Consider the following 15966-nt stretch of genomic DNA (forward strand, 5'->3'; position numbering starts at 1 on the left):
TCGCCCGCCAGGCGAGTTTTCTCGCGTCGCGGGAGGGCTGGAAGCCGTTACGCAACCGTGGCTGGGCGCGGCGCCGGGGTTTTTGCATTTTTTGATGACAGCGGGCAAAGCCGAGCGCATTCAGGCGGGACGGCTCCAACCGAAGGACGAGTAACAATGGCGAGAGGCAAGGGCGAGGATGGTCCTCATCCCGTGGACCGGCATGTCGGTCGCCGCGTGTGCGAGAAGCGGCTGGCGCTCGGCTACAACCAGAGTGACCTCGGTCGGGCCCTGGGCCTGACCTTCCAGCAGATCCAGAAGTACGAGAAGGGCGCCAATCGCATTTCCGCTTCCAAGCTCTGGGACATCGCGCGATTCTTCAAGGTCGACATCGGCTATTTCTTCGAAGGCCTGACCGGCGCCCAGATCGCGGGCATGGCCGAGGGCGGAGCGGGTTACGAGCACGACTTCCCGGCCACGCGCTACACCATCGAGATCAGCCGCCTGGCGCCCCAGCTGTCCAGCCGGCAGCAGAAGCTGGCGCTGGAACTGATCCGCGACATGGCCGACCGCAAGGAACCGGACGAGGCCTGACCCGTCCGACGGCCCCGCCGTCGCCCTATGGCTCCGCCGACGTGCGGCGCCGCCCGAAAGTCGGCGCGCGCGCCTTCTGCTCGGCCCAGTAGGCCGCGCCGTCGCGCGGCTTGAACATGGTCTTGGGCACGCCGTCACGCGACACCACGGCGAAGGTGTTGGTCGCGGCCTGATACAGCAGCACATCGCCATTAGGCCGCTCGACCCGATCCGTTCCGGCGGGCGGACGCGCCGTGAACGCCTCGATTTTCGCCAGATAGTCCTGCGGCGAGCGCGATCCGAAATCGGCCCCGTTGCGCTCGAACAGCCGGGTGACCTTGGCGTCCACCGTCTCGCGGCGGTTGGCGGTGAGAACGGGTTTGGCCTTTTCAGCCGCGACGTCAGCACCGGCCGGGCGGGCCGGAGCGCCCGGCGCCGCGGTCAGCACGGCCTGGCCGCCGTCCGCCGGCCGGTCGCGCGTCTCGACGGCCGAGCCGCCGTTGCCGCAGGCCGCCGCGCCGAGCAGGGCGACGGCTGCGCCCGCGATCCAGAGCCTGGAGATCATGCTATCCTCCCAAAGGTTGAAATCCTCGACCTTCAGCATAACCACAGGTCCTGTGTTCTGGCAATGTTCCGTTTTTGCGCGACCCTCCCTCGACGCCGGGCGCCCGGATGGCTAGATGACCGGCATGACCACCGCCGCCCTGTCCGGACGCAAGATCCTGCTGATCGTCGGCGGCGGCATCGCCGCCTACAAGACGCTGGAGCTGACGCGCCTGCTGAAGAAGGCGGGGGCCGAGGTCATGAGCGTGCTGACGGCGGCGGGGGCCGAGTTCGTGACGCCCATGTCTCTGGCCGCCCTGACCGGCCATCCGGTGCGCCAGGCCCTGTTCATGCCCGAGGACGAAACGGCCATGGGCCATATCGAGCTGTCGCGCTGGGCCGATCTGGTGGTGGTGGCGCCGGCCACGGCGGGGCTGATCGCCAAGGCGGCCAACGGTCTGGCCGACGACCTGGCCTCGACCACGCTTCTGGCCACCGACAAGCGGGTGCTGCTGGCCCCGGCGATGAATGTGCGGATGTGGCTGCATCCGGCGGTGCAGGCAAATATGGCGCGGCTGAAGGGTTTCGACGGCTTCCACGGCGCGGCCGTGGTCGGGCCGGACGAGGGCGAGATGGCCTGCGGCGAGTTCGGCCCGGGCCGGATGGCCGAGCCGGCGGCGATCATGGAAGCGATCGAGGGCCTGCTGGCGGGGCCGGACGGACGACCCCTCGCGGGGCGCAGGGCGGTGGTGACCGCCGGGCCGACCTTCGAGCCGATCGACCCCGTGCGCGGCCTGACCAACCGGTCGAGCGGCAAGCAGGGCTATGCGATCGCCGAGGCCCTGGCGCAACTGGGCGCGCAGGTGACGCTGGTGTCGGGGCCCGTGGCTCTTGCCGCGCCCGTGGGCGTGGAGCGCGTGTGGGTCGAGACGGCGCGGGAGATGAAGGACGCAGTGGAGGCGGCCCTGCCAGCCGAGATCGCGGTGATGAGCGCCGCGGTGGCCGACTGGCGGGTCGACGGCGTCGCCTCGGGCAAGATCAAGAAGGCGCCGGGCGGTCCGCCCTCGCTGGCCCTGATCGAGAATCCGGACATCCTGGCCAGCGTCTCGGCCCCCGGAAAGAAACGGCCGAAGCTGGTGGTCGGCTTCGCGGCGGAGACGACCGATCTGGAGGCCAACGCCCGGGCCAAGCTGTCGCGCAAGGGCTGCGACTGGATCGTCGGCAATGACGTGTCCGACGACGTCTTCGGCGCCGACGGCAACACCGTGACCCTGTTCACCCGCGACGGCGCGGCGGAAAACTGGCCGCGCCAGTCCAAGGCCGAGGTGGCGAGGAAGCTCGCCGCGAAGATCGCCGACCATTTCGGCTGATCTGTCCACACGTTCTCCACTGGAGACATGACCTTCTCCCCGGAAGACCGCTTGGGCCACAGAGCCCGTCATCGGCTTGGCGAGCAGACGCGATAAGGGTCGGAGGGCGAGATACCGCCTTTTCGCCCTCATAAAATGCGACTTATCACTCATGACGACCGTCCGGATCGAACGTCTGCCGCATGCCGAAGGCCTGCCGTTGCCCGCCTACGAGACATCAGGCTCTGCGGGGATGGATCTTCGGGCAGCCATTGACGAAAATCTGCCGGTAATGCTGGCTCCAGGAGCGAGGACCCTCGTGCCCACGGGCCTCAAGATCGCGCTGGAGCCGGGCTTTGAAGCCCAAGTGAGGCCGCGTTCGGGTCTGGCGCTCAAGCACGGGATCACCTGCCTGAACTCGCCGGGCACCATCGACAGCGACTATCGCGGCGAGGTCGGGGTCATCCTGATCAACCACGGGCAGGAGCCGTTCGTGATCCAGCGCGGCGAGCGCATCGCCCAGATGGTGATCGCGCGGCACGAGCAGGCGAGCATGGTCGAGGTGGAGACGCTCGACGAGACCGCGCGCGGCGCGGGCGGGTTCGGCTCGACGGGACGTTAAGCGGAGCCATTCGACGCGAAACGCGTTAACCCTGCTTCCGGCCAAGCTCGGCCGTATGAAGGAGGTCGGCGTATGGAGTCCCTGTTCGATTCGATCGGCGCGTTTCTGACCGGCATTTTCGGCCTCGCCCAGGGCGGGTTCGACAGCGTCAACCAGATCATGGGCTTGCTGATCGCCGTGATCGCGGCCCTGATGATGACGGCCTGGAGCCGACTGTGGGCCACGGCGCTCGGCGCGGCCTTCGTCCACATCCTGATCGGCGTGGTGCGGCCGATGCTGGACGGCGGGGCCCTGGTCCTGCCGAACTTCCTCAGCCTGACCTTCTGGATGACCGTGCTGGCCCTCTTCCTGGGCTATGCGATCGTCATCGCGGTCTTCTTCTTCATCAAGTCGCTGTTCGTGGGCCGCGGCCATAGCCGCCATCGCCACGCGCACTGATCGCCTCTCCGCGAAGCGGATCGGTGAGCCGGTTCGTCACGAAGGACACGAAGGCGGCGCGAAGAACACGAAGGGGCCCGTGCGAACTCCGTCGCTTCGTGCCCTTTGTGAGCCCTTCGTGTTCCTTGTAATGAACCCGCCATCCTCAATGGGTCTGGACGACGCCCGGCTGCGCCGGGAGCGGGCTGCGCAGATCAGGCCTGCCTGAACCCGAGCACATCCTGCATGTCGTAGAGGCCGGGCTTGCGGCTTCGCACCCAGGCGGCGGCGGCCACGGCGCCGCGGGCGAACAGCGAGCGGTCGATGGCCGAATGGCTGAGGGTCAGGGTCTCGTCTTCCGAGGCGAACAGGACGGTGTGTTCGCCGATGATTCCCCCGCCGCGCAATGATGCGAAGCCGATCCTGCCGGCTTGCCGCGCGCCGGTGATGCCGTCCCAGGGGGCGGTGCGGACGTCGGCCAGGTCCACGCCGCGGCCGTTGGCGGCGGCCTCGCCCAGCATCAGGGCGGTGCCCGAGGGGGCGTCGGCCTTCTTGCGATGATGGGCCTCCAGCACCTCGATGTCCCAGTCGCGCGGGTCCAGCCGCTGGGCCGCATGTTCGACCAGGCCGATCAGGATGTTGACGCCCAGCGAGAAATTGCCGCTGCGGACAATGGCGATCCGTTCCGAGGCCCTGTGAATGTCGGTTTCCTGTTCGGGCGTCAGGCCGGTCGAGCCGATGACCAGGGCCGGGCCGCCGCGTTCGGCGCAGGCCTGGGCCAGCTCGACCGAGGCCTCGGGAGTCGAGAAGTCGATGATCACGTCGCACAGCGACAGGTCGGGCGTTTCGCCACGGTCGAAGCGGGCCGCGACCACGACGTCGTCACGGGCGTCCAGCACGGCCGAGACGGCCCGGCCCATGCGGCCCCGGGCCCCCGAAATGCCGGCGTGGAAGATGGCGCTCATGACGTTCCTCGAACCATTCCTCGCATTGTGAAGGGTTTCTCCCGGACCGTCATCCCAAACACCACCGCCCGGTTGTCCCATCCAGGCCCGAGGGTGACGGTCCGGGGAAGGGAGTTACTGCGGCGCTTCCGAGCCGAGGATGTCGGCCCAGAAGCGTTTGGCCTTGCCGGCGAAGGACGAGTTGCGCGGAGTCTGGCTCTCGCCGAGCGAGGCGGCCAGTTCCTGCAGCAGTTCCTTCTGATGCGGGGTCAGGTCGGTCGGGGTCTCGACGAACAGCTCGACCACCAGGTCGCCGCGGTTCTTGCCGTTCAGATGCGGCATGCCCTTGCCCTTGATGCGCACGGTCTTGCCGGTCTGGGAGCCGGCGGGGACGCTGACCGGCGCGCGGCAGCGGCCGTCGCAGGCTTCGGACGTCAGGCAGGGGGCGTCGATCTCGCCGCCCAGGGCCGCGGTGGTCATGGGCACGGGGACGGTGACCAGCAGGTCGAGATTGTCGCGCTCGAACAGTTCGTGCGGCGTCACCGACAGGAAGACATACAGGTCGCCGCGGGGGCCGCCGCGCATGCCGGCGTCGCCCTCGCCCGACAGGCGGATGCGCGAGCCGTCGTCGACCCCGGCGGGGACCTTGAGCTGGAGCTTTCGGTTCCTGCGCACCTGGCCGTGGCCGGCGCAGCTGGTGCAGGGCTCGGCGATCATCTGGCCGTGACCGCCGCAGCGGGGGCAGGTGCGCTCGACCTGGAAGAAGCCGTTGGCGGAGCGGACCCGGCCCGCGCCCTGACAGGTGGTGCAGGTGGTCGGCTTTGTTCCGGCCTTGGCGCCGGTGCCCTCGCAGGTGTCGCAGGCCGCGGTGGTGGGAACGGCGATCTCGACGTCGGCGCCCTTGTAGGCCTGCTCCAGGGTGATCTCGAGGTCGTAGCGCAGGTCCGAGCCGCGGCGCGGGCCGTGCTGGCGGGCGCCGCCGCCGGCGCGGCCGCCGAAGACGTCGCCGAACGCCTCGCCGAAGACCTGTGAGAAGATGTCGTTGACGTCGGTGAAGCCCTGGCCCTGGCCGCCAAATCCGCCGCCGCCGTTGACCCCGGCGTGGCCGAAGCGGTCGTAGGCGGCGCGTTTCTGGTCGTCCGAGAGGACCGAATACGCTTCGGAGATTTCCTTGAAGCGCGCCATGGAGTCTTCGCACCCGCCGTTCCTGTCGGGGTGGTGCTTCATGGCCAGCTTGCGATAGGCCGATTTCAGCCCGGCGGCGTCGATGGTCCGTTCGACCTCGAGAACCTCGTAATAGTCACGCGTCGCCATGCGGCGTTCGTCCTCTTACCCTGGCCGACGGTCGCGCCTCTTGGCGGGCGCATGACCGAACGGCTGACCGGGCTGACATGGGCGCCCGGGAAAATGATGCAAGTTCATGAAACGGCCCCGCCCGTCATCAGACAGGCGGGGCCGGGGTGATTGCGGAGCCTGTGTGGCTTACGCGCTCTTCTTCTCGTCGTCGCCGGCGTCGGGCGCGACTTCCTCGAACTCGGCGTCGACCACGCCGTCGTCGGCGGGGGCTTCGGCCGCGTCGCCGTCGCCGGCGCCCTGTTGCGAGGCGTACATGGCCTCGCCCAGTTTCATCGAGGCCTGGACCAGGGTGTTGGTCCTGGTCCGGATGTCTTCCGGATCCGTGCCTTCCTTGGCCGTCTTCAGCTCGGCCAGGGCGGTTTCGATCGCGGCCTTCTCTTCGGCCCCGACCTTGTCGCCGTGTTCGGCCATGGCCTTTTCGGTCGAGTGGATCAGGCTGTCGGCGGCGTTGACCGCCTCGACCATTTCCTTCTTCGCCTTGTCGGCGGCGGCGTTGGCCTCGGCTTCCTTGACCATCTTGTCGATGTCGGCGTCCGAGAGGCCGCCGTTGGCCTGGATGCGGATCGACTGTTCCTTGTTGGTCGCCTTGTCCTTGGCGGTGACGTGGACGATGCCGTTGGCGTCGATGTCGAAGGCGACCTCGATCTGCGGCATGCCGCGCGGCGCCGGCGGAATGCCCATCAGGTCGAACTGGCCCAGCACCTTGTTGTCGGACGCCATCGGCCGCTCGCCCTGGAAGACCCGGATGGTCACGGCCGACTGGTTGTCGTCGGCGGTCGAGAACACCTGGCTCTTCTTGGTCGGGATGGTGGTGTTGCGTTCGATCAGCGGAGTGAAGACGCCGCCCAGGGTCTCGATGCCCAGGGTCAGCGGGGTCACGTCCAGCAGCAGCACGTCCTTGACGTCGCCCTGCAGAACGCCGGCCTGGACGGCGGCGCCCAGGGCCACGACTTCATCGGGGTTGACGCCCTTGTGCGGCTCCTTGCCGAAGAAGGCCTTCACGGCCTCCTGCACCTTGGGCATGCGGGTCATGCCGCCGACCAGCACCACTTCGTCGATGTCCGAGGCCTTGAGGCCCGCGTCCTTCAGCGCCTTGGCGCAGGGCTCGATGGTGCGCTGGACCAGGTCCTCGACGAGGGCTTCCAGCTTGGCGCGCGACAGCTTGATGTTGAGGTGCAGCGGGCCCGAGGCGTTCATGGTGATGAACGGGAGATTGACCTCGTACTGGGTCGTGGAGCTGAGCTCCTTCTTGGCCTTCTCGGCCTCTTCCTTGAGGCGCTGCAGGGCCAGTTTGTCGGAGCGCAGGTCGACGCCCTGCTCCTTCTTGAACTCGTCGGCCAGGTAGTCGACCAGGCGCAGGTCGAAGTCCTCGCCGCCCAGGAAGGTGTCGCCGTTGGTCGACTTCACCTCGAAGACGCCGTCGCCGATCTCGAGGATCGAGACGTCGAAGGTGCCGCCGCCGAGGTCATAGACGGCGATCTTCTGGCCGTCGTTCTTGTCCAGGCCATAGGCCAGGGCGGCGGCGGTCGGCTCGTTGATGATGCGCAGGACCTCGAGGCCGGCGATCTTGCCGGCGTCCTTGGTCGCCTGACGCTGGGCGTCGTTGAAATAGGCCGGAACGGTGATGACGGCCTGGGTCACGGTCTCGCCGAGGTAGGCCTCAGCGGCCTCCTTCATCTTGCCGAGGGTGAAGGCCGAGATCTGCTGGGGCGAATAGTCCTTGCCGTTGGCGCGCACCCAGGCGTCGCCGGTCGGTCCCTTGACGATCTCGTAGGGGACCATCTTCTTGTCCTTGGCGACCACGGGGTCGTCGAACGAGCGGCCGATCAGGCGCTTGATGGCGAAGAAGGTGTTGGTCGGGTTGGTCACGGCCTGACGGCGCGCGGGCTGACCCACCAGGGTCTCGCCGCCCTCCTGGATGGCGATGACGGAGGGCGTGGTGCGGTTGCCCTCGGCGTTTTCGATGACCTTGGGATTCTTGCCGTCCATGACGGCGACGCACGAGTTCGTCGTGCCCAGGTCGATGCCGATGATCTTGGCCATTGGTGGTCTTTCACTCCATTTCGGCGGGCGATGCGGCGGCCTTTTAAAGCGAAGCGCCGCGCGTGACCGCCCCCGGTGTCAGGGTCTTGGGTCGATTGGTACGGTTACGGCCACAAAGCCCCACGCGATGCGGGGTTTTAGGACGGTTGTGGCCGATATGGGAAACACCCCCCGGCCTGCAAGCCCCAAACGCATCGGGGCGAAGATTCACCCGCCCCGCCAGAATTGAGGTTTTCGTCGAACGTTGGTGTGGTTAATAGTGATGCATCGGCCTGAGGGGGGCTGGTAACCGGGGAGAAACCGAAATGAAACTGCACAAGACCGTCGCTCGCGCCGCCCTGATCGTTGCGGCCCTGGCGTCCACCGCCGCCGCCGCCGCCGCGACGTCCACGACGCCCGAACGGGCCGTCGCTGTCACGCCCGCCACCGCCTCTGCGCCGATCCAGTCGCGCGACGGTCGCAACCGCCGCGTTCGCATCCACAACAACACCGGCTGGACCATGCTGCGCTTCTTCGCGTCCAACACGAGCCGCAGCGATTGGGAAGAGGACATCCTGGGCGACGACGTCCTGGCCAATAACGCTTCGATCGTGATGAACATCGACGACGGCACCGGCGCCTGCCTGTTCGATTTCAAGGCCGAGTTCACCAACGGCCAGAACCTGATCCGCAACAACGTCAACGTCTGCGAGATCGCGGACTATTACTACACGCGCTGACCGGCGTTCTGGTTGGGCCTGTCGCCCTTCGGGCTGCTTGAGGCCCGGTTTTTTGGGGCGCTATCGCGCTTCGCGCTACTTGAGCGCGGGCGCTTTGGGCTAGACAGAGCGTATGTCCGCGCGCCCTGAGATCGATACGGGAATGGAGGGCTTCCGGTTCTGGCCGGGAGCCCTTTCCGCGTCGGAGCAGGCCGGCTTGCTGGCGGAGGTGCTGGCGGGGGAGGCGCAGGCGCCCTTTTACCGGCCGGTGACGCCGGGCGGCCGCCCCTTCTCGGTGCAGATGACCAGTCTGGGGCCGCTGGGCTGGGTGTCGGACCGGGCCGGATACCGATACCAGCCGACGCATCCGGTGACGGGCGCGGCCTGGCCGCCGATTCCCCCGCTTCTGCTGGACCTGTGGCGCGATCTGACGGGCGAGGTCCGGCCGCCGGACGCCTGTCTGGTCAACCTGTACCGCGACGGCGCCAAGATGGGCCTGCATCAGGACCGCGACGAGGCCGACCGCACCGCGCCGGTGCTGTCGGTGTCGCTGGGCGACACGGCTGTGTTCCGGATCGGGCCGGCGGGCGGCGGGCCGACGACAACGATCCGGCTGGCGTCAGGAGACGTCTGCGCCCTGACCGGCCCGGCGCGGCTGGCGCGCCACGGGATCGACCGGGTGATCGCCGGCTCGTCCAGCCTGGCGCCGGGCGGCGGCCGCCTGAACCTGACCCTGCGTCGCGCCGCTCCAGCTTCACAGCAATCGTGAATGGACGCCCCGCGGGCTCCGGGCCAAGGTTCGCTCCCCGAAGCCGGAGGCCTCCGATGACGAACCTGATCCGCCCCGAGGGCCCCGAGGCCGACGATTTCCGCTTCAGCCGCCGGGCGCTGGCCACCGGCGTCGTGGGGGGCCTGGCCTTCGCCGGCTACGCCCCCGCCGCCCTGGCGCGTCAGGCGGCGCCGATCACCACCAGCGACGACAACCTGACCATCGAGCAGACCACCTATCCGGCGCCCGACGGTTTCGCCCTGCCGGCCTATATCGCCCGGCCGACCGGCGACGGGCCGTATCCGGTGGTGGTGGTGGTGTCGGAGATCTTCGGCGTCCACGAATACATCCGCGACGTCTGCCGCCGGCTGGCCCGGGCGGGCTACGCCGCCATCGCGCCCGCCTTCTTCGTGCGGACCGAGGACCCGGCGCCGCTGTCGGACATGGCGCGCATCCAGCAGATCGTGGCGGCCGCCAGCTATGAACAGGTCATGGGCGACATCGCCGCCACCCTGGACTGGGCCAGTTCGCAGCTCTGGGCCAATGCCGACAAGGTCGGCATCACCGGCTGGTGCTGGGGCGGCAAGGTGGTGTGGCAGGCGGCGGCGCGCTTCGCCGCCATCGACGCCGGGGTGGCGTGGTACGGCCGCCTGGCGCCCGCGGCCAATGCGACGCCGGAGCAGGCGGCCGGCGGCCGGCCCTGGCCCGTCGACCTGGCCGACGACCTGAAGGCGCCCGTGCTGGGCCTCTACGGCGAGGCGGATCGGGGCATTCCGCTGGACAGCGTCGAGGCCATGCGATCGGCCCTGCAGCGGGCGGGCCAGACGGACAGCCGGATCGACGTCTATCCGGCCGCGCCGCACGGCTTCCACGCCGACTATCGCGACAGCTATCGCGCCGCGGATGCCGCGGACGGGTGGAGCAAGCTGCTGGCCCTGTTCGAGGCGCGGCTGAAGACCTAGGCCTTGCCGTCGAAATTGCCGCCGGTCGCGCCGGCCGCGACATAGGCGGCGTTTCCGGCCGCGGCGCCGGAGCCCTTGGCCGCGACCACCACCATGGCCGGGCGCACGGTGCGGCCGAACAGGGCATAGCCGGCCTGAAGCGTCTGGATCACCTGGCCGCCCTGAACACTGTCGGAGGGCTGTTCCATCATGGCCTGATGCAGGTGGGGATCGAAGGCCTCGCCCGGCTCCGGGGCGACGCGCTTGAGGTTGTTGGCCTCGAACGCCTGCAGCAGGGACTTCTGGGTCAGCTCCAGCCCCGTGACCAGACCGGCCTCGCCGGCGTCGGCGTCCCTGGGCGCGGCCGCAAGGGCGCGCTCCAGATTGTCGGCCACGCCCAGCAGGTCGCGGGCGAAGCGCTGGATGGCGTAGGCGCGGGCGTCGTTGGACTGGGTCTCGGCGCGCTTCCTGGTGTTCTCGGCCTCGGCGACGGCGCGCAGGGCGCGGTCCTTCCACTGGTCGCGCTCGGCGATCAGGGCGTCGATGGGGCCGAGGCCGTCATCCAGACCCGCTTCGGCGTCAGCCTCGGCCTCCGCGATGTCGGCGGCCAGCTCCTCGGAGTGGGGGAAGTCGTCGTGTGTGTCGCTCAAGTCTCTTGTCCGTCCAGCATTCGCCCCAGCACCCGGGCGGTGTAGTCCACCAACGGTATGATGCGGGCATAGTTCAGTCGCGCGGGTCCGATCACGCCGATGGCGCCCAGGACCCGCTGTCGGCCCGTCATATAGGGCGCCGCGATCACGGCGGAACCCGAAAGTGAAAACAGCCGCGTTTCCGCGCCGATGAAGATTCTCACCCCCTGGGCCGTGGACACTCCGTCCAGCAGGCCGATCAGCTGTTCCTTCTGCTCCAGATCGTCGAACAGGATGCGGACCTTTTCCAGATCCTCGGCGGTCTCGCGGTCGTGCAGCAGATTGGCCCGGCCGCGCACGATCAGGGACCGTTCGCGCTCGGCCCCGCCGGACCAGGCGGCCATGCCGTCCTCGACCAGACGGGCGGCCGCGGCGTTCAGCTCGCGGCGGGCGGCGTCCAGTTCGGTGCGCATCTCGGTGCGCGCCTCGTGCAGGGGACGGCCCTTGAGGCGGGCGTTGAGGAAGTTGGAGGCCTCGGTCAGGGTCGAGGGCGTGACGCCGGCCTTGAGCGGCATCAGCCGGTTCTCGACCGAGCCGTCGTCCCCGACCAGCACGGCCAGGGCCTGATCGTGGCCCAGGGCGACGAATTCGACGTGCTTGACCCCGGCCTCGCGGATCGGGCTGGCGACGATGCTGGCGCCCCCGGCGAGGCCGGACAGCAGGCTGGAGGCCTCGTTCAGCGCCTCCTCGAAACTGCGCCCGCGACCGGCGAGGCGGGCGTCGATCTCGCGGCGCTCGTCCGCGCCGATGTCGCCGATCTCCAGCAGGCCGTCGACGAACAGGCGCAGGCCGGCGTGGGTCGGGATGCGGCCCGCCGAGGTGTGGGGCGCGCCCAGCAGGCCCGCCAGGGTCAGATCCTGCATGGTGTTGCGGATCGAGGCCGGCGACAGGGCCACCCCGGTCATCGACAGGGTGCGCGATCCGACCGGGTCGCCGGTCTCCAGATAGGTCTCGACGATGCGGCGGAAGATGTCGCGGGCGCGTTGGTCCAGACCGGTCAGGCTGCCGGTCTCCATCGCCGTCGATGTCAGCAGGGTCGGCTTCATGTCTTGGCGGGGGACAGGGTCACGGTTTCAGGATAAGCACCCCCGCTCCCGCTTCCAAGGAATACCGTCATGCGCCCGTCCGAACGCACGCCCGAACAGCTCCGCGCCGTCACGCTGGAGACCGGCGTGAACCGCTACGCCGAGGGTTCCTGCCTGGTCACCTTCGGCCATACGAAGGTTCTGGTGACGGCCTCGGTCGAGGAGAACGTCCCCGGCTGGATGCGCGGCAAGGGCGCGGGCTGGGTCACGGCGGAATACGGCATGCTGCCCCGCGCCACCCACACGCGCGGCCGGCGCGAGGCCGCCAGCGGCAAGCAGACCGGCCGGACGCAGGAGATCCAGCGGCTGATCGGCCGCTCGCTGCGCGCCGTGGTCGACCTGAAACTGCTGGGCGAGCGGCAGGTGGTGCTGGACTGCGACGTCATCCAGGCCGACGGCGGCACGCGCACCGCGGCCATCACCGGGGCCTGGGTCGCCATGGCCTCGGCCTTCGACTATCTGCGCGCCGAGGGCGTGCTGAAGACCGATCCCATCCTCGACCAGGTCGCCGCCGTCTCGTGCGGCGTCTGCAACGACCTGCCGGTGCTGGACCTTGATTATGAGGAGGATTCGACGGCCGAGGCGGATTCCAACTTCGTCCTGACCGGCGCGGGCGCGATCGTCGAGATCCAGGCCACGGGCGAGAAGCGCGGCTTCTCGCGCGCGGAGTTCGACCGGCTTTTCCAGCTGGCCGAAGGCGGTTGCGCCGACCTGTTCGCCATGCAGCGAGCCGCCCTGGGCCGCTGAGCCCGGCCTTTCACGCGGGGGCGAAGCGTGCCTATGCTGCCCCCTCTCGCGACTGATCGGATTGCCTGATGCGCCGGACCGTTCTCGCCCTTGCGACCCTCGCCCTTCTGATCGGCGGCTGCCAGCAACCCGCCGCGACGCCGGAGGCTGAACCCGCCGCCGTCGACGCAGCCCCGCCCGAAATGCCCGCCGACGCGCCGCCGCAGGAAGAGGTCCCGGTCCAGACCGCCGCGACCGGCGAGCCGGGCTCCTGTCTGGCCGAGGTCGGCGCCGAGGTCTCCGCCCGGCTGGTCCAGCGCTGCATCGCTGTCAGCCCCGCGACCCATCCGCCCTGCAACGCCGCCAATCCCTGCGCCATGATCCAGGGCGAGATCGACCGGTCCTGCGAGATGTACGCGCCGGGCGAGGCGAAGCCGGCGGAATGCGCGGCCTGAGGCGTCTCGCCGGGGCTTAATCGTTTTCAAACGCTGCTCTGGCAGTCTGGCGGGCCATGACGCCTGTCCAGATCCCGCCTGACCTGCGTGCCCTCACGGGCCTGCGCTTCCTCGCCGCCCTCTGGGTGGTGCTCTATACGGCGTGGCCGCATCTGGACGTGAGCTGGGTCCCGGTGGCCGTGACGAAGGGGTATCTGGGCGTCGAGGTCTTCTTCGTCCTGTCGGGCTTCATCCTCAGCCACGTCTATCTCGAGGCGGCCGGGCGAAAGCACTATTCATACGGCGGCTTCCTGTGGGCGCGGATCGCGCGGGTCTATCCGCTGCATCTGGTCACCCTGTTCGGCATGGTCGCCCTGGGGATCGCGGGCACGGCGGCGGGCCTGAGCATCGACGGCAGCCTGACCGACTGGCGCGCCCTGCCGGCCCATCTGACCATGACCCACGCCTGGGGCCTGGCCCCGACCTCGGCCTTCAACCATCCGTCCTGGTCGATCTCGGCGGAGTGGTTCGCCTATCTGACCTTCCCCGCCTACGCCTTCGTGGCCTGGCGGATGCGCGAGCGGCCGGTGCTGGCCGTTCTGGGCGCCGTCGCGCTGGCGCTGGCGATCTACGCCGCCTTCCAGCCGTTCGCGGGCTTTTCCCTGACCGAAGCGACCTTCCGCTGGGGGGCGCTGAGGATCGTGCCCTGTTTCGCCCTCGGCTGCGCCCTCTACCTCGTCCATCGCCGCGCCCCGATCCCCTATGCGGGTCCGGTCGCCCTGATCAGCGGGGCCGCCATCCTGGCCAGCGCCTCGCTGGGGCTGTGGGACCCGGTCACCGTGCTGCTGGCGGGGGGGCTGATTCTCGGCCTCGGCTCGCTGGACAACGCCCGCGCGGGCCCGATGGGCTCGAAGGCCGGGGTGTATCTCGGCGAGATCAGCTATTCGATATACATGGTCTGCGCGCCCGTGCTGCTGGTCATGACCAATGTCGCCGCGCGGGTGACCGGGGCGGACGACAAGCGGTTTCACATCATTGTGTGGCTGGCGATCGTCGCGGCCATCCCGGTCGCGGCCATGGCGACCTATCACCTCGTCGAACGCCCGGCCCGCAAGGCTTTGAGGGGGTTGGTCGACAAGCGCCGGACGCGCCAAAGTGCGACAAAACCGCACACGGATTCGCCTGAAAGGGTTCTTCAACCCTCGAAAACTATCGTCTAAGGCTTGGTCATCGGACGTCGGGGACACACGCCAGCATGATGAAACGGCTCACAGCCGCTGCGGTTGCAGCGACCCTCGGATTTTCTGCGCTGGGCTATGCGCCCGTTGCGAAGGCCGATGAGCCATACTGGCAGTGCGTGACCTTCGCCCGTATGTTTTCGGGCATCAACATCTTCGGCGACGCCCTCACCTGGTGGCGCCAGGCCCAGGGCAAGTTCCGCACCGGCGGCCGGCCCGAGACCGGCGCCGTTCTGGCCTTCCAGCCCAGCGGCCGGATGAGCCGGGGCCATGTGGCCGTCGTCTCCGACATTCTGACCGACCGCGTCATCCGCGTGACCCACGCCAACTGGGGCGGCAGCCGCGGCCGCGTCGAGGAAAACGTCACCGTCGTCGACGTTTCGCCGTCGGGTGATTGGAGCGCGGTCAAGGTCTGGTACAACCCGATTCATGATCTGGGCACCTCCGTCTATCCGACCTACGGCTTCATCTACAAAGCCCCGGCGCAGACCGTCGAGGGCGTGCTCATGGCTTCGGCCGACGCCCCTTCGGGCCAGCCCTGACCTGAACCTTCTCGCCCGTCGTCCGGCATGATCCGCGTCTGGTGCGCGGGGCGGTCCGCCTGTGAGCCGCCCGTCGATCCGGCGAGCTGGGTGCTGCCGCCCGACGCCGTCTGGATCGACATGGTCAAGCCCAGCCGCGAGGAAGACGCCGCCGTGGAAAAGGCGCTGGGCCTGTCCATTCCCACCCGCGAGGAGATGGCCGAGCTGGAGGCGTCCAGCCGCGTCTATCGCGAGAACGGGGCCACCTACGCCACCGCCGACATCATCATCCACGGGGACGAGGAGATTCCGGGCGTCGAGCCCGTCACCTTCGTGGTCACCGACGGGCCGCTGGTGACCATCCGCTACGTCGACCCCAAGCCCTTCGCCCTGATGGCTGAAAAACTGGCGCGCGAGCCGCGGCTGTGCGCCACGGGACCCGATATCTTCCTGCATCTGATGGAGACCGTGATCGACCGGGTTTCGGACATCCTGTCCGGCACGGTGGTTCGGGTCGAGGGCATCGCCGGCCACGTCTTCTCGGGCGGCAGGACCGTCGGCTTCGAAAAGCTGATCACCAAGCTGGGCCGGGCCCAGATGACGAACGCCCGCATCGAGCAGAGCCTGGCCGGGCTGGCCCGCATCTTCGCCTTCGTCGGCATAGACGAACGGATGGCCACGGACGAAGGTCGCGCCCATCTGCGCTCCCTCGCCCGCGACGCCGAAAGCCTGTCGGCGCACAATCACACGGTCGCGGCCTCGATCAATTTCCAGTTGTCGGCGGCGCTGGGCCTTATCAACATCGAGCAGTCGTCGATCATCAAGATCTTCTCGGTGGCTGCGGTCGCCCTGCTGCCGCCGACCCTGATCGCCTCGATCTACGGCATGAATTTCGATTTCATGCCGGAGTTGTCCAAGCCCTGGGGCTATCCGGCCGCCCTCGCCGCCATGGTCGTGTCGGTCATGCTGCCGCTGGCCTGGTTCAAGCGGAAGGGCTGGCTGTAGTCCGCGGACTTGACCCGCGAGCGCCGCCCGCGCT

18 protein-coding genes are annotated in these 15966 nt (G+C 68.8%); 12 read left to right on the top strand and 6 right to left on the bottom strand.

Annotation, left to right across the window (positions count from 1 at the left end):
- The first annotated feature begins 156 nt into the window (after positions 1–156).
- Entirely contained in the window at positions 157–573 is a 417-nt protein-coding gene (locus tag ASD59_RS00080; protein WP_055826461.1) for a helix-turn-helix domain-containing protein, read from the top strand.
- A 25-nt stretch (positions 574–598) separates the two neighbouring features.
- Here ASD59_RS00080 and ASD59_RS00085 read toward each other — a convergent pair whose 3' ends face one another.
- Positions 599–1117, bottom strand: coding sequence for a hypothetical protein (locus tag ASD59_RS00085; RefSeq protein ID WP_055829552.1), 519 nt, complete (start codon positions 1115–1117; stop codon positions 599–601).
- Positions 1118–1241: 124 nt separating this feature from the next.
- On the opposite strand from ASD59_RS00085, the gene coaBC reads away from it, so the two are divergent.
- The 3 genes from coaBC (at position 1242) to ASD59_RS00100 (ending at position 3504) form a co-directional block, all read left to right on the top strand.
- Complete coding sequence (coaBC, locus tag ASD59_RS00090; protein ID WP_055829554.1) at positions 1242–2465, top strand: bifunctional phosphopantothenoylcysteine decarboxylase/phosphopantothenate--cysteine ligase CoaBC; 1224 nt, start codon at positions 1242–1244, stop codon at positions 2463–2465.
- Positions 2466–2616: 151 nt separating this feature from the next.
- Positions 2617–3066, top strand: a complete 450-nt coding sequence (dut, locus tag ASD59_RS00095; RefSeq protein ID WP_055826465.1) for a dUTP diphosphatase — start codon at positions 2617–2619, stop codon at positions 3064–3066.
- Positions 3067–3138: 72 nt separating this feature from the next.
- The gene (locus tag ASD59_RS00100; protein WP_055826467.1) at positions 3139–3504 is read left to right on the top strand and encodes a hypothetical protein; all 366 of its coding nucleotides are present in this window, start codon (positions 3139–3141) and stop codon (positions 3502–3504) included.
- A gap of 194 nt (positions 3505–3698) precedes the next feature.
- On the opposite strand, the gene dapB is transcribed toward ASD59_RS00100, so the two are convergent.
- From dapB to dnaK, 3 genes are all read right to left on the bottom strand, one after another.
- Positions 3699–4448 (bottom strand): 4-hydroxy-tetrahydrodipicolinate reductase, encoded by a 750-nt coding sequence (gene dapB, locus ASD59_RS00105; protein ID WP_055826470.1) that lies wholly within the window; start codon positions 4446–4448, stop codon positions 3699–3701.
- Between the two features lie 114 nt (positions 4449–4562).
- Complete coding sequence (gene dnaJ / locus ASD59_RS00110; protein ID WP_055826473.1) at positions 4563–5741, bottom strand: molecular chaperone DnaJ; 1179 nt, start codon at positions 5739–5741, stop codon at positions 4563–4565.
- A 168-nt stretch (positions 5742–5909) separates the two neighbouring features.
- The gene (dnaK, locus tag ASD59_RS00115; protein WP_055826478.1) at positions 5910–7826 is read right to left on the bottom strand and encodes a molecular chaperone DnaK; all 1917 of its coding nucleotides are present in this window, start codon (positions 7824–7826) and stop codon (positions 5910–5912) included.
- Between the two features lie 305 nt (positions 7827–8131).
- On the opposite strand from dnaK, the gene ASD59_RS00120 reads away from it, so the two are divergent.
- From ASD59_RS00120 to ASD59_RS00130, 3 genes are all read left to right on the top strand, one after another.
- Positions 8132–8545 (top strand): hypothetical protein, encoded by a 414-nt coding sequence (locus ASD59_RS00120; RefSeq protein WP_235561682.1) that lies wholly within the window; start codon positions 8132–8134, stop codon positions 8543–8545.
- Positions 8546–8657: 112 nt separating this feature from the next.
- Complete coding sequence (locus ASD59_RS00125; protein ID WP_055826480.1) at positions 8658–9293, top strand: alpha-ketoglutarate-dependent dioxygenase AlkB; 636 nt, start codon at positions 8658–8660, stop codon at positions 9291–9293.
- A gap of 56 nt (positions 9294–9349) precedes the next feature.
- Positions 9350–10255 carry a dienelactone hydrolase family protein gene (locus ASD59_RS00130; protein WP_055826483.1) on the top strand — a complete coding sequence of 302 codons (906 nt, stop codon included), beginning with the start codon at positions 9350–9352 and terminating at the stop codon, positions 10253–10255.
- Here ASD59_RS00130 and grpE read toward each other — a convergent pair.
- Positions 10252–10833, bottom strand: a complete 582-nt coding sequence (grpE, locus tag ASD59_RS00135) for a nucleotide exchange factor GrpE (RefSeq protein WP_369816542.1) — start codon at positions 10831–10833, stop codon at positions 10252–10254. The genes ASD59_RS00130 and grpE overlap by 4 nt on opposite strands.
- 47 nt (positions 10834–10880) lie before the next feature.
- Positions 10881–11939, bottom strand: coding sequence for a heat-inducible transcriptional repressor HrcA (gene hrcA / locus ASD59_RS00140; protein ID WP_156376939.1), 1059 nt, complete (start codon positions 11937–11939; stop codon positions 10881–10883).
- Between the two features lie 99 nt (positions 11940–12038).
- Between hrcA and rph the strand changes: the two genes are divergently transcribed.
- The 5 genes from rph (at position 12039) to ASD59_RS00165 (ending at position 15932) form a co-directional block, all read left to right on the top strand.
- A complete protein-coding gene (gene rph / locus ASD59_RS00145) occupies positions 12039–12755 on the top strand; it encodes a ribonuclease PH (protein WP_055826493.1) in 717 nt (238 codons plus the stop codon).
- Between the two features lie 68 nt (positions 12756–12823).
- Positions 12824–13189: a hypothetical protein gene (locus ASD59_RS00150; RefSeq protein ID WP_055826495.1), complete on the top strand. Its 366-nt coding sequence runs from the start codon at positions 12824–12826 to the stop codon at positions 13187–13189.
- 56 nt (positions 13190–13245) lie between these two features.
- Positions 13246–14388: an acyltransferase family protein gene (locus tag ASD59_RS00155; RefSeq protein WP_055826498.1), complete on the top strand. Its 1143-nt coding sequence runs from the start codon at positions 13246–13248 to the stop codon at positions 14386–14388.
- A 38-nt stretch (positions 14389–14426) separates the two neighbouring features.
- Entirely contained in the window at positions 14427–14948 is a 522-nt protein-coding gene (locus ASD59_RS00160; protein ID WP_235562574.1) for a CHAP domain-containing protein, read from the top strand.
- Between the two features lie 27 nt (positions 14949–14975).
- Positions 14976–15932: a magnesium transporter CorA family protein gene (locus ASD59_RS00165; RefSeq protein WP_055826502.1), complete on the top strand. Its 957-nt coding sequence runs from the start codon at positions 14976–14978 to the stop codon at positions 15930–15932.
- The last annotated feature ends 34 nt before the right edge of the window (positions 15933–15966 follow it).

The organism is Brevundimonas sp. Root608, assembly GCF_001427825.1.
GTDB lineage: Bacteria > Pseudomonadota > Alphaproteobacteria > Caulobacterales > Caulobacteraceae > Brevundimonas.